20 protein-coding genes are annotated in these 20,385 nt (G+C 55.1%); all 20 read left to right on the plus strand.

Annotated features, from left to right (window positions below; translation table 11 throughout):
* Nucleotides 1–18: 18 nt before the first annotated feature.
* The 20 genes from ABI660_RS06925 to ABI660_RS07020 all read left to right on the plus strand — a co-directional run bounded on the left by ABI660_RS06925 (nucleotide 19) and on the right by ABI660_RS07020 (nucleotide 20,363).
* Nucleotides 19–1,662, plus strand: coding sequence for a hypothetical protein (locus tag ABI660_RS06925; RefSeq protein WP_348066266.1), 1,644 nt, complete (start codon nucleotides 19–21; stop codon nucleotides 1,660–1,662).
* Nucleotides 1,659–2,432: a glucose-1-phosphate cytidylyltransferase gene (gene rfbF / locus ABI660_RS06930; protein ID WP_348066268.1), complete on the plus strand. Its 774-nt coding sequence runs from the start codon at nucleotides 1,659–1,661 to the stop codon at nucleotides 2,430–2,432. Before ABI660_RS06925 ends, rfbF begins: the two co-directional genes overlap by 4 nt.
* Complete coding sequence (gene rfbG, locus ABI660_RS06935) at nucleotides 2,423–3,511, plus strand: CDP-glucose 4,6-dehydratase (RefSeq protein WP_348066270.1); 1,089 nt, start codon at nucleotides 2,423–2,425, stop codon at nucleotides 3,509–3,511. The genes rfbF and rfbG overlap by 10 nt, the downstream gene beginning before the upstream one ends.
* Entirely contained in the window at nucleotides 3,508–4,068 is a 561-nt protein-coding gene (locus ABI660_RS06940; protein ID WP_348066272.1) for a dTDP-4-dehydrorhamnose 3,5-epimerase family protein, read from the plus strand. The genes rfbG and ABI660_RS06940 overlap by 4 nt, the downstream gene beginning before the upstream one ends.
* Nucleotides 4,065–5,288 carry a class I SAM-dependent methyltransferase gene (locus ABI660_RS06945; RefSeq protein WP_348066274.1) on the plus strand — a complete coding sequence of 408 codons (1,224 nt, stop codon included), beginning with the start codon at nucleotides 4,065–4,067 and terminating at the stop codon, nucleotides 5,286–5,288. The genes ABI660_RS06940 and ABI660_RS06945 overlap by 4 nt, the downstream gene beginning before the upstream one ends.
* A complete protein-coding gene (locus ABI660_RS06950) occupies nucleotides 5,285–6,121 on the plus strand; it encodes an NAD(P)-dependent oxidoreductase (RefSeq protein WP_348066276.1) in 837 nt (278 codons plus the stop codon). Before ABI660_RS06945 ends, ABI660_RS06950 begins: the two co-directional genes overlap by 4 nt.
* Nucleotides 6,118–7,185, plus strand: a complete 1,068-nt coding sequence (locus tag ABI660_RS06955; protein ID WP_348066277.1) for a class I SAM-dependent methyltransferase — start codon at nucleotides 6,118–6,120, stop codon at nucleotides 7,183–7,185. Before ABI660_RS06950 ends, ABI660_RS06955 begins: the two co-directional genes overlap by 4 nt.
* Nucleotides 7,178–7,951, plus strand: coding sequence for a cephalosporin hydroxylase family protein (locus ABI660_RS06960; RefSeq protein ID WP_348066278.1), 774 nt, complete (start codon nucleotides 7,178–7,180; stop codon nucleotides 7,949–7,951). Before ABI660_RS06955 ends, ABI660_RS06960 begins: the two co-directional genes overlap by 8 nt.
* Entirely contained in the window at nucleotides 7,948–8,856 is a 909-nt protein-coding gene (locus ABI660_RS06965) for a glycosyltransferase family 2 protein (RefSeq protein WP_348066280.1), read from the plus strand. The genes ABI660_RS06960 and ABI660_RS06965 overlap by 4 nt, the downstream gene beginning before the upstream one ends.
* A gap of 2 nt (nucleotides 8,857–8,858) precedes the next feature.
* Nucleotides 8,859–9,833 carry a hypothetical protein gene (locus ABI660_RS06970; protein ID WP_348066281.1) on the plus strand — a complete coding sequence of 325 codons (975 nt, stop codon included), beginning with the start codon at nucleotides 8,859–8,861 and terminating at the stop codon, nucleotides 9,831–9,833.
* Nucleotides 9,803–10,939, plus strand: coding sequence for a glycosyltransferase family 1 protein (locus ABI660_RS06975; RefSeq protein ID WP_348066282.1), 1,137 nt, complete (start codon nucleotides 9,803–9,805; stop codon nucleotides 10,937–10,939). Before ABI660_RS06970 ends, ABI660_RS06975 begins: the two co-directional genes overlap by 31 nt.
* On the plus strand, nucleotides 10,897–11,910 hold the full coding sequence (locus ABI660_RS06980; RefSeq protein WP_348066284.1) for a GDP-mannose 4,6-dehydratase: 1,014 nt from the start codon (nucleotides 10,897–10,899) through the stop codon (nucleotides 11,908–11,910). Before ABI660_RS06975 ends, ABI660_RS06980 begins: the two co-directional genes overlap by 43 nt.
* Nucleotides 11,891–12,652: a glycosyltransferase family 2 protein gene (locus tag ABI660_RS06985; protein ID WP_348066285.1), complete on the plus strand. Its 762-nt coding sequence runs from the start codon at nucleotides 11,891–11,893 to the stop codon at nucleotides 12,650–12,652. The genes ABI660_RS06980 and ABI660_RS06985 overlap by 20 nt, the downstream gene beginning before the upstream one ends.
* 177 nt (nucleotides 12,653–12,829) lie before the next feature.
* A complete protein-coding gene (locus ABI660_RS06990) occupies nucleotides 12,830–14,125 on the plus strand; it encodes a glycosyltransferase family 4 protein (protein WP_348066286.1) in 1,296 nt (431 codons plus the stop codon).
* 52 nt (nucleotides 14,126–14,177) lie between these two features.
* Nucleotides 14,178–15,038: an SDR family oxidoreductase gene (locus tag ABI660_RS06995; RefSeq protein WP_348066288.1), complete on the plus strand. Its 861-nt coding sequence runs from the start codon at nucleotides 14,178–14,180 to the stop codon at nucleotides 15,036–15,038.
* Between the two features lie 20 nt (nucleotides 15,039–15,058).
* Nucleotides 15,059–15,937: an alpha-1,2-fucosyltransferase gene (locus tag ABI660_RS07000; RefSeq protein ID WP_348066290.1), complete on the plus strand. Its 879-nt coding sequence runs from the start codon at nucleotides 15,059–15,061 to the stop codon at nucleotides 15,935–15,937.
* A gap of 101 nt (nucleotides 15,938–16,038) precedes the next feature.
* Complete coding sequence (locus ABI660_RS07005; protein ID WP_348066292.1) at nucleotides 16,039–17,307, plus strand: hypothetical protein; 1,269 nt, start codon at nucleotides 16,039–16,041, stop codon at nucleotides 17,305–17,307.
* Nucleotides 17,308–17,361: 54 nt separating this feature from the next.
* Complete coding sequence (locus ABI660_RS07010) at nucleotides 17,362–18,297, plus strand: NAD-dependent epimerase/dehydratase family protein (RefSeq protein WP_348066293.1); 936 nt, start codon at nucleotides 17,362–17,364, stop codon at nucleotides 18,295–18,297.
* On the plus strand, nucleotides 18,290–19,189 hold the full coding sequence (locus ABI660_RS07015; protein ID WP_348066295.1) for a glycosyltransferase: 900 nt from the start codon (nucleotides 18,290–18,292) through the stop codon (nucleotides 19,187–19,189). The genes ABI660_RS07010 and ABI660_RS07015 overlap by 8 nt, the downstream gene beginning before the upstream one ends.
* 1 nt (nucleotide 19,190) lies before the next feature.
* On the plus strand, nucleotides 19,191–20,363 hold the full coding sequence (locus ABI660_RS07020) for a glycosyltransferase family 4 protein (RefSeq protein ID WP_348066297.1): 1,173 nt from the start codon (nucleotides 19,191–19,193) through the stop codon (nucleotides 20,361–20,363).
* Nucleotides 20,364–20,385: the final 22 nt, after the last annotated feature.

Consider the following 20,385-nt stretch of genomic DNA (forward strand, 5'->3'; position numbering starts at 1 on the left):
ATAAAACCAGATTGCGCCATGGGCCTACTAAATTTCTTCACGAGACTTTCCCGCCGTATCAAAGGCCTGAAACCGCCTGCGGCCGTCGAACGTTTCATGCAGCACAACAGGCGTGTTTTTTCGCGGGCGGACAAGGGGAATTCGCGTGTACCGGAAGTGCTGATCGAACTGAACCTGACCCGTTCTGCGCACATTGCCTACAGTTATCTGGCAACGGTGCTGGCCGACCTCAGTGATGCCAGAATCGTAGCCTACAGTCCCGTGCCGCTCAAGAGCCTCAAGCAAAAGCTGGATTTCTACATCAACAGGCTGGCCGGCAAAGAACCGTTCGGAACTTACCGCTCGTTCGGAACGGTCGGTTTTTTTGCGATAACGCTGGCAAAAAAACATCAGAAGAAAGCCGCGTCGATCTACGCATCCGTCTTCCCTACCTTGAAAAACAAATGGGATATTGAAGCGCTCACCATAGACGGCGTGCGTGTGGGCGACCTGATCTATGACCATTATTTGATGGAATACAAGAGGCCCACGGTCGAGTTGAGCTCGCTCGAGTTCCAGAAGTTTTTGCTCGAATCCCTCGGGCTGTTTGTGTTTTGGGACGAGTACATCAAAACTCATGACGTGCGCGCGATCAACGTCAGCCATTGCGTTTACAACCTGGCGATGCCCTTGCGCCTGGCGGTCAGAAACAAGATACCGGTCTACCAGGCGACGGTGACGCATGTGTACCGGTTGACGGAAAAAAACCTGTTCGCCTACAACGATTTTTTCTATTTCAGGGAACAGTTTGCGGCCCTCCCGCTCGCCGTTCGGCAGGCTGGTGTTGCGCAGGCAGAAAGCCGGATCGACCGCCGTTTTTCAGGCGAGGTCGGGGTGGACATGTCTTACTCCACCAAGTCTGCTTATGGCGAGGCGCGCCATGCGCGATTGCTGCGCGAGACGGACCGCCCGAAAGTCCTGATCGCCACCCACTGTTTTTTCGACAGCCCACACAGTTATGGCGACAATGTCTTCCCCGACTTTTACGAGTGGCTCGATTTCCTCGGAAAAATGACGGAAGTCACCGACTATGACTGGTACATCAAGACCCATCCGGACTATCTGCCGGGAACCAAGGAAGTCATCGATGGGTTTATTGCAAAGTATCCGCGCCTTACCTTGCTGCCTTCGGATGCTTCGCACATGCAGCTTGTCGCCGAAGGCATCGGTCTGACTTTGACGGTATACGGCACGATCGCGTTCGAATATGCCGCGCTGGGGATTCCGGTCATCAGCGCATCGCAATCTAATCCGCATATCGCCTATGACTTCAGCCTGCATGCTAAAAGTCGGGACGAGTATCAGCGGCTTCTGAAGAACGTCCCGTACCAGAGCTTTGAAATCGACAAGCAGCAGGTGTATGAATACTATTTCATGCGGCATATTTTCAACACTGAGAATATTTTCCTTCCCAACTACGACAAGGCCGTCGACGACCTTGGTGGTTACTACGGACAGTTCGAGCCCAAGGTGTTCGATCGTTGGCAGGAAGACTGGTCGCCCGCCCTGCATGCGTCGATCAATAACGCACTCAAACGCTTCATCGCATCTGGAGACTTCAGAATGGATTACTCTCATTTCGGGCGTGCAACCGTGGCCGAATTCCTGGGCGAAAAGCCATGAAAGCGGTCATCCTTGCTGGGGGCTTGGGCACGCGCATCTCCGAAGAAACCCATCTCAAACCCAAGCCAATGATTGAGATCGGCGGCAAGCCAATACTTTGGCACATCATGAAGACTTATTCTGCCCACGGCGTGAACGACTTCGTTATCTGCTGCGGCTACAAGGGCTATCTGATCAAGGAATACTTCGCCAACTACTTCCTGCACATGTCCGACGTTACCTTTGACATGGCCAACAATGAGATGAAGGTGCATCAGCAGAAGGCCGAGCCCTGGCGTGTCACTCTCGTGGATACTGGCGAAGACACTCTGACGGGCGGCCGCCTCAAGCGCGTGACCGACTACGTGAAGAACGAGGAAAGCTTCTGCTTCACCTATGGCGACGGGCTGAGCGACGTGGATATCCGGGCCTCTATCGAATTCCATCGACAGCACGGCAAGCTCGCTACCGTGACCGCGGTGCAGCCGCCCGGCCGCTATGGCGCGCTTCAGCGCGACGGCGATACCGTAACGGCCTTCACCGAGAAGCCGCGCGGCGACGGGGGCCTGATCAACGGCGGATTTTTCGTCCTGTCGCCCAAATGTATAGACCTCATCGCGAACGACCAGACGCCCTGGGAGTCCGAGCCCATGGGCAAGCTGGCCGAGGCCCGGCAGATGATGGCTTTCGAGCACACCGGCTTCTGGCAGCCAATGGATACGCTGCGCGAAAAGAACATGCTGGAGGAGCTTTGGTCTTCAGGCAGGGCCCCGTGGAAAATATGGCAATAACGCAAGCCAATCCCTCGCCGGACTTTTGGCGCGGCAAGCGTGTCCTGCTAACCGGTCACACCGGCTTCAAGGGCAGCTGGCTGGTGCTCTGGCTGCGCCGCTTGGGCGCCGACGTGGTTGGCGTGTCCATGCCGCCGGAAGCCAGACCCAATCTGTTCGAGCTGGCAGGCATAGACACGCGCTGTCAGAGCCATTTTTGCGATATTCGCCAAAGCGAGGCCCTGGCTGCATTAGTGAGGCAAAGTGCGCCGAACATCGTGTTGCATCTGGCGGCCCAGTCGCTGGTGCGCACAAGCTACCGCGAGCCGCTGCGCACCTTTGCGACCAATATCCAGGGCACCGCTAATCTGCTCGACGCCCTGCGCGGAAGCAAATCGGTCAAGGTCACCGTCGTCGTGACCACGGACAAGGTCTACCAAAACCTCGAGCAGCAACGCCCCTTTACGGAAGCTGATCCGCTGGGCGGGCATGACCCTTACAGCGCCAGCAAGGCGGCATCGGAAATCATCATCGCCAGCTACCGCGACGCCTACTTGGCCGAGCGCGGCGTTGCCCTGGCTTCGGCCCGTGCCGGCAATGTCATAGGCGGCGGCGACTGGTCTGACGACAGGCTGATTCCGGACGCCATCCGCGCATGGAACAAGGGCATACCGCTCGAGGTGCGTCGTCCGCAGGGTGTTCGTCCCTGGCAACATGTGCTCGAGCCGCTGTCCGGCTACCTGCGCCTGGCCGAAGCCTTGTGGCAGCAGCCGGGGCTGGCCGGTGCCTACAACTTCGGTCCCGAAACGCGGGAGGCCGCACCGGCACGCGAAGTCATCGAACTGGCGCGCTCGGTCTATGGCCGGGGTGAAGTCAACTGGGGTGACGGCAGCGATGGACCGCACGAAGCCGGCTGGCTGTCGCTGGAGATCACCAAATCGAAGCAACATTTGGGCGTGTCGCCGCGCTGGAATCTGGCGCAGACCGTGGGCCGCACCATGGACTGGTACCGCCTGCAGGCACAAGGCAGCGAGGCCACAGCCCTGTGCGCTGCCGACATCGCCGCTTACGAGGCGACCCAGGGGACGACTGCCGCATGAGCCGGTTTCTCGTCCACGACACGCCGCTGGCCGGCCTCAAGCTGATCGAGCGCAAGCCGGTCGGCGATGCGCGCGGTTTCCTTTCGCGCCTGTTCTGCGCGAGCGATCTTGCCACGGCCGGCTGGATCGGAGGCATCGCGCAGATCAACCACACGCAGACAAGAAAACAGGGGGCCGTGCGCGGCCTGCACTTCCAGCGCGCGCCGCATGCGGAGATGAAGCTGGTGTCCTGCCTGCGCGGCGCGGTCTGGGATGTGGCGGTGGATCTACGCGCCGGCTCTCCGACTTTCCTGAAGTGGCACGCGGTGGAACTGTCCGCCGGTAATCACCGCGCTTTCCTGATCCCCGAAGGCTTTGCCCATGGTTTCCAGACGCTGACCGAAGATTGCGAGCTGCTGTATCTTCACTCAGCCGCCTATGCGCCCGACGCCGAAGACGGCCTGCAGCCGCAGGACCCTGCGCTCGCCATCGCCTGGCCGTTGGCCGTCTCTGAAGTTTCCCTGCGCGACGCGCAACACGCTCTGCTCACGCAGGCATATACAGGATTGACTCCATGAAGTGCCGTCACTGCGAGACACCGCTGCAACACGGTTTTCTCGACCTCGGCTTCGCGCCGCCTTCGAATGCGTATCTCAAGGCGGCAGACCTGGCCCGGCCGGAAAAGTACTACCCGCTGCGCCTGCTGGTTTGCGACGCGTGCTGGCTGGTGCAGACCGAGGATTACGCACAGGCGGACGAGCTGTTCAGCGCCGACTACGCTTATTTCTCCAGCACCTCCAGCGGTTGGCTCGAACACGCGCGCCGCTACGCCGAGCAGACCATTGCCGCGCTGGGGCTTACACCGCAAAGCCGGGTGGTCGAGGTCGCCTCCAACGATGGTTACCTGCTCAAGAACTATGTCGCCGCGGGCATTCCCTGCCTGGGCATAGAACCGACGGCGAGTACCGCCGCCGCCGCCGAAAAGCTCGGTATTCCTGTGCTGCGGGAATTTTTCGGCGAGGTCCTGGCGCAGCGTCTTGCCGCTGCCGACCAGCAGGCCGACCTGATCGCCGGCAACAACGTCTACGCCCACGTACCGGACATCAACGACTTCACGCGCGGGCTCAAGGCCTTGTTGAAGCCGGCCGGCTGCATCACGCTCGAATTCCCGCATCTGCTGCAACTGATCGGGCAGACGCAATTCGACACCGTCTACCACGAGCATTTTTCCTATCTTTCGCTGTACACGGTCGAGCGCATTTTCGCCGCGGCGGGCTTGCGCGTCTGGCAGGTCGAGACGCTGTCCACGCACGGCGGCAGCCTGCGCATCTACGGCTGCCATGCCGAAGACGGGCGGGCAGAGCACCCTTCAGTGGCTGCGGTGCGCGAGCAGGAAAACGACGGCGGCCTGCGCGATCTGGCTACTTACCGCGCTTTCCAGGCGCGTGCCGACCGCGTCAAGGATGGGCTGCTCGCCTTTTTGATTGAGGCCAAGCGCGAAGGAAAAACTGTGGCCGCATACGGCGCCGCTGCCAAGGGCAATACCTTGCTCAACTATGCTGGCGTGAAACCGGATTTGCTGCCCTTCGTTTGCGATGCCGCTGTGGCCAAGCAGAACAAATTTATGCCAGGCAGCCATATTCCGATTCTGGCGCCGGTCGAACTGGCACGGCGCCGCCCCGACTATTTGTTGATCCTGCCGTGGAATATCGCCGCCGAAGTTCGATTTCAGAACGCCGCGCTGGCCCGGCAAGGCACGCGTTTCGTCACCGCCGTGCCCGAACTTAAAGTTTCATGACTCAACGCGTCCTGCTCACTGGAGCTACCGGCTTCGTCGGCCGCCAGATACTGGCGGCGTTGCAGCGCGCCGGCGCCGATGTCCGTCTGGTGATCCGGACGGGCACCGAAGACAGGCTTGGCGTCGGTGCGCCAAAAGATCGCCTCAGCACGCCTGATCTTTTCGCCGAAAGTGCGGCATGGTGGCAAGAGACTTGCTGCGGGATTGACACGGTGGTCCACGCCGCCTGGTGTGCCGAGCCCGGCGAGTATCTGCAGTCACCCGCGAACATGGACTGCCTGCAGGGCACGCTGCAGCTCGCCCGGGGGGCTGCGCAGGCGGGCGTACGGCGCTTCGTCGGTCTCGGCACCTGCTTCGAATACGACATGCGCGGCGGACACCTTTCCGTCGACACGCCTTTGTTGCCGACGACGCCCTATGCAGGCGCGAAGGCCGCAGCCTGGCTGTCTTTGGCCAGCTGGCTGCCGACGCAGAACGTCGGGTTCGCCTGGTGCCGGCTTTTTTATCTGTACGGCGAAGGCGAGGATGCGCGCCGTCTCGTGCCCTACCTGCGCGCACGCCTGGCCGCCGGCCAACCGGCGGAGCTGACCAGCGGCAACCAGATCCGCGATTTCCTTGATGTGGCGCAGGCGGGCTTCTTGATAGCCGAAGCCGCCCTCGGAACCCGTAGCGGAGCCATCAATATTTGCTCTGGCAAACCGGTCACAGTCAGGGAAATGGCGGAAGGCATCGCCCGGGAATATGGCCGGCCCGATTTACTGCAGTTTGGTGTGCGACCCGACAACATCACCGACCCGCCCTGCGTGGTTGGAATTGCGCAGGAGCCGCGATGACACAGAACCAAGCCACCCAAGTGCTGTACGAGCAGTTGCAACTGCCCATATTCCAGAACCGCATGTACGACAGCGAAGCCGAGGCCGTGAATTGTCCCAGGGGAGATATCCGCCTGGTTGAAGATCTGAAAACCGGCCTCGTCTACAACGCTGCCTTCAGTTCCGAACTGATGGCTTACGACGCCCATTACCAGAACGAGCAGGGGGTCAGCGGCGTGTTCATGCAACACCTGGGCGCGGTTGCCGGCATCGTCGAGCGCTGCCTGGGCCGCGAGGAACTGGTGGAGGTTGGCTGCGGCAAAGGCTTTTTCCTGGAGACCTTGCTGGCCAGAAATTTCGACGTCACCGGTTTTGACCCTACCTACGAGGGTGACAATCCGCGCGTGCGCAAGCACTATTTCGAGCCCGGCCTCGGCATTCGCGCGCGCGGTCTGGTGCTGCGCCATGTGCTCGAACACATCCAGAATCCGTACGAATTTCTGGACCATTTACGAGAAGCCAACGGCGGGCATGGGAGAATCTACATTGAAGTGCCTTGCTTCGACTGGATCTGCGAGCACCGGGCCTGGTTCGACGTTTTTTACGAGCACGTTAATTACTTCCGCGTTTCCGACTTTGCGCGGATGTTCGGCAGCGTCATCGAAAGCGGTCATCTGTTCGGCGGGCAGTATCTCTATGTCGTCGTGGAGCTGGGGTCAATACGACCGCCCACCATCGATATGGCGGACCGCGTGCACTTTCCGGTGAATTTTTTGCGCGGACTGAACGAACTACGGACGGCCGCAGACGGATGCTCCGCCATCTGGGGCGGCGCATCGAAGGGTGTGATCTTCGCCCTGTTGGCCGCGCGCTCCGGGCACGCGGTTGGGACCGTGATCGATATCAATCCTGCGAAGCAGACCAAGTACCTGGCGGCAACCGGGCTGCTGGTACAGTCACCGCAGCAGGCGCTTGCGCAGCTTCCTGCGGGCGCGCCGATCTATGTGATGAATTCGAATTACCTCGAGGAAATTAAGAAAATGTCTAACAATGCCTACACCTACATTGAGGTGGATCATGACTGATTTTTCAAGGGAAGTCGCAGAGCGCATTGCCGCTGCGCCGGGTAACAAGGAACTGCAGGACGCGGCCCGCGGTTTCCTGCTGTCCACGATTAAGGCCGGTTATTCATACAACTTCGCATGGCAGGGTCGGCCCATCATCCAGTATCCGCAAGACATGGTAGCCATGCAGGAGTTGGTATGGAGCGTGAAACCCGACCTGATCATCGAAACCGGTATCGCCCACGGTGGCTCGCTGATTTTCAGCGCCTCCATGCTGGCGATGCTTGACGTTAACGAGGCGATCGAACGCGGCGAAAAACTCGATCCCGCGGTTTCGAAGCGCAAGGTACTGGGCATCGACATCGACATCCGGGAACACAACCGTGTAGCGATAGAAGCCCACCCAATGGCGTCGCGCATCCAGATGATCCAGGGCTCGAGCATCGCCCCCGACGTCGTTGCGCAGGTGAGGGCAATTGCTGCCGGGTATTCCAAGATTTTGATCTGCCTCGACAGCAACCACACGCACGATCATGTGCTCGGTGAGCTGGAAGCCTACGCACCGCTCACCAGCGTGGGCAGTTATTGCGTGGTCTTCGACACGGTGGTCGAGGACATGCCACAGGAATTGAGCTTTGACCGCCCCTGGGGCCCGGGGAATAACCCTAAAACGGCGGTCTGGAAGTATCTTGAAACGCACAAGGAATTTGAAATCGACCGGGCCGTCCAAGACAAATTACTGGTGACGGTGGCGCCTCACGGTTATCTCAAACGGCGTAGCGTGTGAGCCTCGAGCCTCCGGATAACGAAGCGAAATTCAGCGCGAGGCAGCCGCGGCCTCTCGTTTCGATCGGGTTTCCTGTCTACAACGGGGAGCAGACGGTGGCGGCGGTTCTCGACTCCCTTCTCGCCCAGTCCTTAAGTGATTTCGAGCTGCTTATCTCGGACAACTGCTCCACTGATGGCACGCAGGCTATTTGCGAGTCCTATGCGAGCGGCGATTCGCGCGTCCGCTACTTCCGCCAGGCGCGAAACCTTGGCGCGGTCGGCAATTTCAAATATGTCCTCGATCAGGCCAGCGGCCGCTATTTCATGTGGGCGGCCAGCGATGATTTCAGAACCCCGGACTTTCTCTCCGAGAACGTGGCTTTCCTTGAAAACCATCCTGATTATGTCGCTTCGACCAGCCCCAATTGCCTTGAAGGCGAAGACAAGCATGTCACGTTTTCGATGACTGGCAGCATGGAGCAAAGATTCCGCGCCTTCTTTGACAATTGCTGGTCTTCGCACGGAATCTTCTATTCGGTGATGCGTACCGACGTGATCAGGCAGTGTCCGGTCGTAGGTCAGCACTTTCTCGCTGCCGACTGGGCCATCGATTTGTTTCTTGCTAGTCGCGGCAATGTTCATCGCACGGAAAAGGGACTGACTGTCTTCGGGGTCAATGGCGTGAGTAGCCGGGCCGGCTCTTACAGCGCCTTCCGCAACAGTAGGATCGAGTGGCTGTTGCCTTTCTACCGCATGAGCCTTTTTGCGCTGCAGTTCGCGGAGGATTTTTCCATCGGGCAAAAGGCTGCGTTGCTCGGCACTCTATTGAAACTCAATTTCAAAGCCGGAGTTGACCAGTTGCACTCTGGTCTGTACCAGTTTTATTGTGCGCATTTCAAGCGCAAGCAAGTTACCGCAGGGTGATCATGAGCTTTTTTTCGGGCTTCAAACGGCGTGTGCAGAACCTGCTCAGTAATGCCAACCTGCCGCTGCGGAATCTTGCCGAGCGGCAGTTGGTGTTGCAGGCGCTCTCGCATGCCCGGACTAATCGTGGAATGGGGCACATCGAGGCGCTCAGCGTTGTCGAGTTCTGCGCTTTTTCGCAATGGGGCGAGGACGGCATCATCGACTGGCTAGTCGAGCGCCTGCCTGGGATTCCACCTACCTTTGTCGAATTCGGCGTCGAAAACTACTTCGAATCGAACACCCGTCTGTTGTTGCAGTTGCGCAACTGGCGCGGTTTGGTCATGGACGGCTCCATCAGCCATATCGATGACATCCGCCGCCAGAATGTGTCATGGCGGCACGAGCTCAGCGCAAAATGCGCTTTCATTGACCGCGACAACGTCGACAGCCTGCTCACTGAGGCGGGCTTTGGCGGCGAGATCGGTCTGCTCAGCGTAGATATCGATGGAAACGACTACTGGGTATGGGAAGCCATCAAGGCTACCAGCCCAGTCATCGTCGTTTGCGAATATAACGCCGTGTTCGGCGATCTGCTCTCGCTGACCGTGCCTTACAAGGCTGATTTCCAGCGCACGCGGGTCCACCATTCGAATCTCTACTTTGGGGCATCGCTGCGGGCGATGATTTCGTTGGCCAAGAAGAAGGGCTACACTTTCTTCGGCACCGCGTCGACGGGTTGCAACGCCTTCTTCGTGCGTAACGACCACGCCCCCGTGATCAGTAGCGCGATCGAGAACATCTGGGCCTATCCCTCGAATGTCCGAGAGGCGCGCGGCGCGGATGGCTCGCTGTTGTTTACGAGTGGAGTGGCGCGCGGTGACATTATCGCAAGCCTTCCGTTGGTTAATCTGGAGACCAACGACGTCACTACGCTGGCCGAGTGCCGAGATATCTATTCCGTTGAATGGCGCCGGTCGAAGAAAGTCGGGTTTTGAAAGTTGCTTTCGATCAGCAGGTCTTCCTGCTGCAGGAATATGGCGGCATCTCGCGTTATCTCTGCAATCTCGCCAAATTCTTTGTGCAGATGGAAGGGGTGGAGGCGCGCATTATCGCGCCGCTGCATTTCAACAAAAACCTTGACGCGATGCATGGCCTTGCTGGCGGCGGTCTGTTGCTGCCCAAGGTAAACACTAAACTGCTACGTGTGGCCATGGCGATGAGCAAGCGACTGGCGCGTTTCGGCATCAATCAATACAGGCCGGACATACTGCACGAAACTTATTACTCCTCGGACGACTATCGACCGCGCGGTGCAAAGCGTGTGCTGACGGTGTACGATTTGATCCACGAGCGCTACGGCAACATGTTCGAAAACAGTGAAGGAACGACAGGCCCGAAGAAGGCTGCTGCCTTGCGCGCCGATCACGTTATCTGTATTTCGGAGAGCACGCGCCGCGACCTGATCGATTTCTGCGGTGTAGCGAAGGAAAAGACGTCTGTCATTTATCTAGGCACAGATGTCGCCTTTCTGGGTCACGAACCCCTACAGGAGGAGATTCCGACGCTCGCGCGGCCTTTCTTGCTTTATGTAGGCAATCGCGACGGCTACAAGAATTTTTCAGGTTTTTTGAAGGCTTTCGCCAATTCGAGCCGGTTGAAGGCAGAATTCGATATTGTTTGCTTCGGCGGCGGGCCCTTTCAGGTCGAAGAGAAAAAAATGGCCGCATCGCTGGGTTTGGACGACGATCGACTGGTTCATCGTGCGGGGAGCGATCAAATTTTGGCGAATTTGTACCGCGGCGCGGCGGCGTTTGTATATCCGTCACTATACGAAGGTTTCGGTATCCCCCCGCTGGAGGCCATGGCGATGGGATGTCCAGTCATTTCGAGCGATACCAGTTCGCTGCCCGAGGTCGTTGGCGATGCGGGCGAGTATTTCGATCCGATGAGGGTGGAGTCGATGACGGCAGCGATGGAGCGTGTCACCCAGTCTCCCTCGCGTAGCTTCGAGCTGGTGAAGCTAGGCAGGCAGCAATACCGAAAATTCAGCTGGGAAAAGTGCGCGCAGGAAACTATGATGGTTTATCGGAGCTTGCTGTGAAAAGGGCCTTAGTTTGCGGGGTGTCTGGCCAGGACGGCGCCTATCTAGCGCAATTGTTGCTGGGCAAAGGCTATCGCGTCTGGGGAAGTTCGCGCGACGCGCAGATTGCCAATCTTTCGAATCTCGAACGCTTGGGTATACGCGACGATATCGACATGGTGTCGATGGCGCAGAGCGATTTTCGCAGCGTATTGAACACTCTGTCGCGCGCCGAGCCGGATGAAATATATTTTCTGTCGGGGCAGAGCTCCGTCGGTTTGTCCTTCGACCAGCCCGCCGAAAGCATAGAAAGTAGCACTTTGGGCATGCTGAATTTGCTCGAAGCCGTACGTTTTCTCGGCAGACCTGTGAGGATCTACCACGCCAGCTCCAGCGAGTGTTTCGGCGATTTGACGCCGGGTGAAAAGGCGAACGAATTGACTCCCTTCCGGCCGCGTAGTCCTTATGGGGTTGCCAAGGCGTCCGCGCACTGGCTGGTCACCAACTATCGTGAAGCCTATGAGCTATTCTGCTGCAACGGGATACTCTTTAATCACGAGTCACCAATGCGGCCGAATCGATTTGTTACCCGCAAGATTGTTTCTACGGCTTGTCGTATTAAAGCAGGGTCAAAAGAGCGGCTCAAGCTTGGTCGGTTGGACGTTGCACGCGATTGGGGATGGGCGCCTGATTTTGTAGATGCAATGTGGCGGATGTTGCAATTAGACAAACCTGATGACTATGTGATTGCGACTGGCATAACCCACACTTTGCAGGACTTTTTGGCGCAGGTGTTTGTTCGCCTTGACATGAATTGGCAAGATCATGTGGACGCCGATCCCACCTTGTATCGGCCTTCCGACATCGTTTATAGCGCTGGTGATCCGGTCAAAGCGGCGCAGGTATTGGGCTGGAGGGCCAAAACCGATTTCCATCAGATGATCGAGCTGCTGGTGCTCGGCGAAATGTCGCATGAGTCCAAAACTATCTGATCCCCATTCGATTTCTTTCTCCCCAATTTTGTTGACGATAGTCACAGTTACGAAAAACTGTGCAGCCACGTTAGGGAAGACGTTGTATTCAGTTAAAGCGATCAAAAGCTTTGATGTCGAATACATCGTAGTAGACGGTGGGTCGACTGACGGGTCGCTTGAAGTAATAGCCGGTTACAGTGGGCTGGTAGATCGTATGGTTACAGAGCCCGATACCGGAATCTATAACGCGATGAATAAGGGCGTTGCGTTGGCGCAGGGGCGTTATGTGTTGTTCATCAACGGAGATGACGAACTGGTTGCCGATGGTTTCCCCCTGATATTAAAGACTTTACGAGACCGATCGCCCGAGGTGCTTTGTGCCACCACCCTAGTGGGTTCGGTGAGTCAGCCGGACGAAGTGCTAGTGGCAAAGCCCTGGCTGCTGCCATTTTTTAATTCGATTCCTCACCCTTCCTCTTTTGTTTCTAGACCCCTTCTCATGGTGAATCCATTTCGCGAGGACTTGAAAATCGCATCGGATTATGATTTTTTCCTTCGAGCTTTTTTATCACGTCGGCGATTTTTAATAGTCCATGCAATCACAGCATTGCATCAGCGTGGAGGCGCGTCAGGAAATAATCAGCGCTCAATAGAAGAAGTGCGCAAAGTGAGGATAGAACGTCTTGGTATGGGTTATCCGTTCGCTAATGCACTTGCCGGAACATATCGTTTTATAAAAAAACTTGTGGTCTCGTCTTAAGATGCATAGATCCCCTAAATGTTAGTAGTTGATTTTTTGCGTGTACTCTCCGACTATTCGCGTCGTTCAGCAAACACGCCGCGATCTGCGCTATCGCTTTTTCAAGCGCCAAGGCTGCGGTTTGCTGTACGGGCTGGGGCCTCTGCGGGTAGCCTGAAAAAAGGCTGAAGGAGCTGCGTGAACGAAATTGCCCCAATGCGAATACTGTTTTGTTGCCAGCTCTACGCGCCGAGTGTAGGTGGTGTACAGGAAGTCATTCGTCAGATCGCCGAGCGTCTTGTGAGACGTGGTCATTCCGTCACCGTGGCTACAAGTGCCTTGCCTAATCGTGACTTTGAGGTGCTCAACGGCGTTCATGTGGTTAGCTTTGCCGTAAGCGGCAATTTTGTTGAGGGTATGTCCGGTGATGTTGTTACCTACCAAGACTTTGTAGTCAGTAGTGATTTCGATGTAATGCTGGTCTATGCGGCGCAGCAATGGACATTTGACGCCCTTTGGCCAGTTCTGGACCGAATTCCCTACGCAAAGATATTGGTACCCTGCGGGTTCTCCAATTTCTATGAACCGGCTTACGCGCGATATTTTGAAGTGATGCCTGCGATACTGGCCAAGTTTGAGCAATTAGTATTCAACGCAACCCATTACCGCGACATTGACCTTGCACACCGGCATGGTTTGACAAACTTCACCATCCTGCCGAACGGTGCGAGCGAGGACATGTTCAATGTTACGGCTGACCCGTTGTTTCGGGTGCGTCACGGGATTCCGGACGACTCGTTCCTGTTTCTCACAGTGGGTAGCCTCACCGGCCTCAAAGGCCATGCCGAGCTGGTCAGAGCGTTTGCGCAGTTGGAAATTCCTCCTGGAAGGCATGCAACGCTGCTGCTTAATGGCAATGTTATACAGCGGCTTGAAAACGGCGGGATAGCTCTTGCTCGCAAGTTTGTGGGGCTGGTTAGGTCGCGCGGGTTTGCGTATTCAATACGCCAAGTATGGGACAAAATTATTCGCAAGAAAATTGCAGAATATGCGGGTGCACAACGTACTAACCAGACAGACAGGCGGGTGCTGGTGACCGACTTTGAGAGACTCGAACTGACTCAGGCGTTCTTTGCTGCTGACCTGTTCGTATTGGCCTCAAATATTGAATACTCGCCACTGGTGCTTTTTGAGTCCGCTGCGGCAGGAACCCCTTTCCTTACGGTATCGGCTGGCAATTCGGCGGAGATCGCTGAATGGACTGGCGCGGGCGTCGTCTGTCCGTCAACGGTTGATTCGAGGGGCTACACGAGGGTGGACGACCGGATTCTGGCAACGTCCATGGCGACGCTGATGGTCGAACCTGCGCGGTTGGCTCATCTGGGCCAAACCGGGCGCGAAACCTGGAAACAACAATTCACTTGGAAGACAATAGCCATTCGATATGAGGAGCTGTTTTACCGACTTGTGCAAGAAAAGGTAGATGCGAAATGATTCGAGACATATTAAAAAATTTGAGTGATTGCTTTGATTTCAAACTTGAAGCATGCACCCAATGAACATCTTGCTAACCGGAGCTGACGGCAATCTTGGTACCGAGATACGCAGACAGGCAAAAACCCCTGTCACGCAGCTTGGGCGGGATGGTTGGGAGGATCTGGACACTGCTCTGGACGGGGCAGACACCATCGTGCACGCAGCGAGTGATTTACGTACGCGCGCTGCGGTGTCGCCCGTGGGGCTAATGGGCTCGAACGTAATGGCTACCGCTCTGTTGCTGGAGGCGGCTAAACGGCACAGCATTCGCCGTTTTGTTTTTATGAGCAGTTGCGCGGTCTATGGCGAAGACATGCGCACTTCGGAGGACGGCCCTTGCTGCCCGATTAGTATTAACGGTGTCTCCAAACTCCTTAATGAAAAACTGATTGCAGAGTTTTGCGAGGCAAATTGCATGGAATACCAGATTCTGCGAGTGTTCAATACCTACGGCGGGCACGACAGGTTTTCCATCTTGAGCAAGCTTGAGCGGGCGTTGCTTGAAGGCACCGAGTTCACCCTCAATAATGAGGGGCGGATGCTGCGCGATTTTATCCATGTGTCCGACGTTGCCGCCATAGTGCTAAATTTGCTGGCTGCTCCGGCCCGCTATTCGCATCTCAACATCGGGACGGGTGAGGCAACAAAAATCTCAACATTGATCGGTTTGGTTCTGACGCAATTTCCGCAGCTTGCGATTCACCACGGCGTCACCCAGGAGGCGGAATACTCCCGTGCCAACATCGCCAGACTGCGCGAGTTCTGGACGGGGGAATTTATTTGCATCGAAGACTATGTGCGGGAAAGGTTCAACCCCGAGCGTTGGGGTGACCTATCGCGTTCCCCGGCTTTGCAAACCCCCCCAAGATAATTTCGGATTTTTGCCTTCTTATGGTCATCTCAAGAATTATTGGCGGCCTTGGCAACCAGATGTTCCAATATGCCGCTGGCCGATCACTTTCCTTAAAGCGCAATACCGCATTGGCCCTCGACATCACGGGGTTCCAGGGCTACGCTTTGCATCAGGGGTTCGAGCTATCTCGAGTTTTCAGCCCGTCCCTGCCGATTGCCTCTCATGGCGATGTGCGAGAAGTGTTGGGCTGGCAGGGCGTACCCATCTTCAGAACCCTGCTGGCTCGCAAGCTATTCGCTTCGCTACGCGCCAAACAACTTATCCTTGAGCCGCATTTTCAGTACTGGTCCGGCTTTGATGGATTGAACGCATCCTGTTACCTATCGGGTTATTGGCAGTCAGAGAAGTATTTTGCTGACAGTATTCCCCAAATTCGTAAAGACTTCACCTTCAAGGCCCCATTGGACGGGCAGAACCTCGAACACGCTGCGAAGATCCAGGCGCTTAACGCCATTAGTCTCCATGTGCGGCGAGGTGACTATGTGAGCAATCCTAAAAACAGTGCAACCTATCACGCATGTTCGACTGAATACTATTCTCGCGCCGTTCGGTATATAGCTGAGCGTGTTGGTAAACCCACTATTTTCATTTTCTCGGACGACATTAAATGGGTTGAACAAAACCTTAAGCTGGAATTCCCCTGCGAGTACATTACCAACAATTTCGGAAGCGACAGCTACAACGATATGCGCCTCATGAGCATGTGCAGACATCACATCATCGCGAATAGTTCGTTCAGCTGGTGGGGGGCGTGGCTGAACCCGTCTGCCGAAAAGATAGTGATTGCACCCCGGCAATGGTTTGCTGGTGGCACAGAAGTGCGGGATTTGTTTCCAACCGAGTGGGTGACGCTGTGACGCAGGGCGGGGGGCGCCCACTTGTTCTGAGATTGTTCGTATTGGTTTTTTTCTACGCTCTTCTCTCCATGACGGTCGCGCGAGAGTTTGTAATACCGAACATGGCAACGTCATCGAACGGGCATCTTGAAGGTGATCCACAGTACTACAACTTCCTGGCGTTCCAAAAAGTCCAAGATATTAAGCGAAATGGAATGACTGAATTTGAGGTCCACCCGGAAGGACAAGGACCTGCTGGAGTCGCCAGCATTTTATATCTGATGTGGAATAACCCGTATGCAGTTGTTCTCCTTAACGCGGCTTTACACGCTTCGTCGTTTGTCGTTATGGTGCTGATTCTGCGAGAGTGGTTTCCGCTTAAAACATCAATTCTTGGTGCGTTACCCCTCGCGCTATCGCCTTACCTAATGTTTTGGTTCTCCCAAATCAACAAAGATACTTTCGCTTTAATTGGTGCGCTACTTTTTACCTTGGGTTTATTGCGACTGACAATCCACAAAAATCTTTTCTTGACCAGGAAATTGTTCTTCCTCCTAGTTGCGGTGTCTGGCATCGCTTTGATATGGCTGGTTCGGCCTTATCTAAACCAGATGCTTCTGCCTGTTACGGCGGTGATTTTGTTTGTAGCGTTCTTGCAGAAAATTCAGCTACGCGTTCGATGGCAAGAGCTCATAAGCTTTGTGATGTGCGCCTTGCTTTTGTGCGCATCTCTTGCGATATTGGGACAAGGCGCCGCGTCAAACGATACGCTTGATAGTTTCGATAACTTCAAGCCGATCCTTCGGGTAAATGCTCAAACGGTGGCAGCAAGGTGCGACGCGATGATTGAAAAGGAACAGTGGCTCGATGAGCCGTTAATGCCCGACTTCGTTAACCGGAAGTTGAAAGCTATCGCGGGGCACCGGTGCAGAATATTCATCCTACTTGAATCCCAAACCAATGCAGCTGCATTGAAAGCCGTGGTTGATAGGGATCGGCTTCTTGATGGATCTTTGAAGACGCTTAGCTACATACCGCGCGCGGCGCTCCTGGGTATTTTTGCCCCGTGGCCAACCGATTGGAGTTCAATTTTTTCTACCCCTCGATCGGTCTTTTATACAATCACCTCGATAGAGGCAGGGATGATGTACGCGGGTCTCGCTGCGCTGGCTGTATGGAGTTTTCGTAGCAGGCGCCGCGATATTTTTATACCGCTTGCTCTGGCCGCCAGTGTTATGACGGTGTATGGAATGGCGACTCCTTTCTTGGGAGCACTTTATAGATACCGATTTCCCTGGTGGATGTTGACAATATGTATCGGGTTGGCGGCACTGATCGAGATTTGCAGGTGGAATAGAAAATGGAGTGGCGAGCCGGAACGCGTTTCTTGAAATGATTCAGGACATCGGCCATGCGGAATCGGCCTTACTTAGCTGGGTATTATTTTGAACATTAAAAAAATATTGCTAATTGGGGGAGGGGGCTATATTGGCACTCAGCTCGCGGCTGAACTCCTTCGAAGAGGGCATGGCGTCGCCGTTCTGGGCAGAAAGCAGGTACCCGAATACGTATTACCTCGTGGCGTCATCTACCACGCAGGAGATTTTTCAAATAAAGAACTTATTGATAGTCTTTTGGACGAGTATGAAGAAGTAGTCCACCTCGCTTACGCCACAGTTCCGAATACTTCATTTATTGATCCTCTGGCCGACTTGCTTCAAAATCTCCCGCCGACGGTGCAATTATTCTCTGAAATTGCAAAGCGTGGCGCAAAACTGATATTGGTTTCATCGGGGGGGACTGTATATGGCGAGGCACTGGCCCTGCCGATTAGTGAGGGGCAGCCGGCCAGGCCTATTTCCCCGTATGGGGTCACGAAACTGACGCTCGAGAACTACGCGCACCTTTATGCAAGCACACACGGCCTGAAGTTTATCTGCGTTCGGCCCTCAAATGCCTTTGGGGTTGGGCAGCGTCCATTTGTTGGACAAGGTTTTATTTCTACGGCGATTGCATCCGCAATCAAGAGGCTCCCAATCAAAATCTTTGGGAGGGCAGGTGCTATTCGCGATTATTTGTACATTACCGATGTGGCATCTGGAATTGCAAGTGCACTTGAATCCGGCCATTTATCAGAAACATACAATCTGGGTTCTGGAACTGGACTATCGAATCAGGATGTGGTTGAAGCGATTTCGCCTCTGCTGCGCGAAATGGGCTTTGAAACTCAGGTAGAGCATCTTCCCGAGCGGGCATTTGATGTCAAGGCAAATGTTCTTGATTCGACGAAGCTACATAGCCATACAGGGTGGAACGCGCGGGTTGATTTTCCCGAAGGCCTGCGGTTAACCGCAAGCTGGCTAAGAGATTTGCATGCATAGCCTGATTGGGGGGGCGACCGAGTCTGACAAGTCACCCATGGTAACGGTGGCAATGCCTATATATAACGCCGGTGAATACTTGCGCCTGGCAGTTCGCTCAATTGTTCAGCAGACTACTACCAACTGGGAGTTGCTGATCATCGATGATGGGTCTACAGATAACGCCTTGCGGGACATTGCAGATATTCAGGACCCACGTATCAAAATTCACTGCGATGGAAGAAACCGGGGCCTGGCCGCGCGGCTTAATGAAGCGATTGATCTGGCTGAAGGAATGTATCTGGCGCGCATGGATCAGGACGATGTATCGTATCCGGAGCGATTTGCTCGCCAGCTTGCACTGCTGCAGGAAAACCCGTCGCTCGATCTGGTAGCTACCCGCGCTGTGACTATCGATGAAGGCAATCGGCTAACAGGCTTTTTTCCCGATGCAATATCACATGAAGAAATATGTAGCAGACCGTGGCGAGGCTTTTTTCTTCCCCACCCAACGTGGATGGGGCGTGTGGAATGGTTTCGTAAACATCGGTATGCAGTGCCCGGCCCCTATTTCTGTGAAGATCAGGAACTGCTGTTGCGAACCTACCAACTCAGTCGATTTCATACGGCAGACGAGATCCTGTTTGCTTATCGCACCAGATCAAAAACAAACTGGAAGAAGCTGAAGAAAACGCGGCAAACTTTTTTCGGCATCCAGTTCCGATATTTTCTGAGGCAGAAGAAGTTCTTTTTCGTATTACTTGCGGCGGTGGGTTTCTTCGCGAAGTCCGGCAACGATCTATTTAAAAGGATTCGCAATGAGCGACCTTTCCACTCGCGGTTCACTGCTGGCAACGTGGAAGAGACGAAATGGCAGCAGATTCTGGATGAATTGATCGAGCGTTCCGAATGATATGAAAAAGCTCTGCTACGTAGCTACCATTCCCGCTGTCGTCCATAGTTTTTTGCGTGCGCATATTCAGGCAGCGGCTGCGACAGAGTTATACGAGGTGACCGTTGTATGTAATTCTGTCGACAGGCATTTACTGGATGGTCTCCCTGCACGTTTAATATTCCTGCCAATCGAACGGAAACCTTCACTTCTTCAGGACGTGCTGGCTGCCCGGAAACTTTATAAGTTATTCCGAGATGAGCGGTTTGATATCGTGCATTCCATCATGCCTAAAACCGGCTTTATGGCGATGTTGGTTGGGTGGCTGGCTTTCGTACCTTGCCGTATTCATACTTTCACGGGCCAAGTGTGGATAACACAGCATGGCGCAAAGCGTGTGTTGCTGAAATGGGTTGACAAGCTGATCGGGGGTTTTGCTACCGACGTTCTCGCAGATAGTGCTTCGCAGCGGGATTTTTTGGTAAATCAGGGTCTGCTGCCGCGGAGTAAGGTCAGAGTGATCGGCGCTGGGTCGATTTGCGGCGTTGACCCATCCCGCTTTCGCCCTGACAGACAGATGAGGCAGGACGTGCGTGATGAGCTGGGAATTCCGCAGGGCTCCAGAGTGATTTTGTTCGTGGGGCGGCTTACTCGCGACAAGGGAATCCTGGACTTGGCAGCTGCATTTCCCTTGCTCGTCAAGGAGTTCCCTGACATAGTGCTTCTGTTTGTGGGTGCGGAGGAGGACATAGCGTTTGGCAAAATTCAGGCGACTTCCAACGTCGAGTCTGAGTGTTTGCACTATGTGCCTTTTACCCCAACACCTGAGCGCTATATGGCTGCTGCGGATATTTTCTGCCAACCAAGTTATCGCGAAGGTTTTGGCATGACATTGATTGAGGCAGCTGCCTGTGGCGTGCCTTCTGTAGCTTCACGTATTTACGGAATTGTTGATGCGGTCGAAGACGGGAGGAGCGGTTTGTTATTTGAAGCGGGTAACGTAAGTTCCCTATGCATGGCTTTATCCAAACTCCTGGCGGACGAAGGATTACGCCAATATTTGGGCGATACAGCTCGCGTACGCGCGTTGGAGTTATTTTCCGTTCAAAAGATCACCGGAGAAATGATGCATCTGTATGGAAATTGCTCAAATAACGGGGAAAAGGCTAAGGACGGGAAATCGGTTTCCCCATGATTTCTAGCCGTAACAGTAATTA

Origin of the sequence: Polaromonas sp. (genome assembly GCF_039930745.1) — a bacterium.
GTDB lineage: Bacteria > Pseudomonadota > Gammaproteobacteria > Burkholderiales > Burkholderiaceae_C > Polaromonas.

What these genes read in the sequence shown, in the direction of transcription:
- ABI660_RS07005 (WP_348066292.1), top strand. Translation starts at nt 16,039, where the DNA reads ATGGCAACGTCATCGAACGGGCATCTTGAAGGTGATCCACAGTACTAC.
- ABI660_RS06975 (WP_348066282.1), top strand. Translation starts at nt 9,803, where the DNA reads ATGGCGCCGGTCGAAGAAAGTCGGGTTTTGAAAGTTGCTTTCGATCAG.
- ABI660_RS07000 (WP_348066290.1), top strand. Translation starts at nt 15,059, where the DNA reads ATGGTCATCTCAAGAATTATTGGCGGCCTTGGCAACCAGATGTTCCAA.
- ABI660_RS06955 (WP_348066277.1), top strand. Translation starts at nt 6,118, where the DNA reads ATGACACAGAACCAAGCCACCCAAGTGCTGTACGAGCAGTTGCAACTG.
- ABI660_RS07015 (WP_348066295.1), top strand. Translation starts at nt 18,290, where the DNA reads ATGCATAGCCTGATTGGGGGGGCGACCGAGTCTGACAAGTCACCCATG.
- ABI660_RS06950 (WP_348066276.1), top strand. Translation starts at nt 5,285, where the DNA reads ATGACTCAACGCGTCCTGCTCACTGGAGCTACCGGCTTCGTCGGCCGC.
- ABI660_RS06970 (WP_348066281.1), top strand. Translation starts at nt 8,859, where the DNA reads ATGAGCTTTTTTTCGGGCTTCAAACGGCGTGTGCAGAACCTGCTCAGT.
- ABI660_RS06985 (WP_348066285.1), top strand. Translation starts at nt 11,891, where the DNA reads ATGAGTCCAAAACTATCTGATCCCCATTCGATTTCTTTCTCCCCAATT.
- ABI660_RS06960 (WP_348066278.1), top strand. Translation starts at nt 7,178, where the DNA reads ATGACTGATTTTTCAAGGGAAGTCGCAGAGCGCATTGCCGCTGCGCCG.
- ABI660_RS06945 (WP_348066274.1), top strand. Translation starts at nt 4,065, where the DNA reads ATGAAGTGCCGTCACTGCGAGACACCGCTGCAACACGGTTTTCTCGAC.
- ABI660_RS06940 (WP_348066272.1), top strand. Translation starts at nt 3,508, where the DNA reads ATGAGCCGGTTTCTCGTCCACGACACGCCGCTGGCCGGCCTCAAGCTG.
- rfbF (WP_348066268.1), top strand. Translation starts at nt 1,659, where the DNA reads ATGAAAGCGGTCATCCTTGCTGGGGGCTTGGGCACGCGCATCTCCGAA.
- ABI660_RS06925 (WP_348066266.1), top strand. Translation starts at nt 19, where the DNA reads ATGGGCCTACTAAATTTCTTCACGAGACTTTCCCGCCGTATCAAAGGC.
- ABI660_RS06995 (WP_348066288.1), top strand. Translation starts at nt 14,178, where the DNA reads ATGCACCCAATGAACATCTTGCTAACCGGAGCTGACGGCAATCTTGGT.
- rfbG (WP_348066270.1), top strand. Translation starts at nt 2,423, where the DNA reads ATGGCAATAACGCAAGCCAATCCCTCGCCGGACTTTTGGCGCGGCAAG.
- ABI660_RS07020 (WP_348066297.1), top strand. Translation starts at nt 19,191, where the DNA reads ATGAAAAAGCTCTGCTACGTAGCTACCATTCCCGCTGTCGTCCATAGT.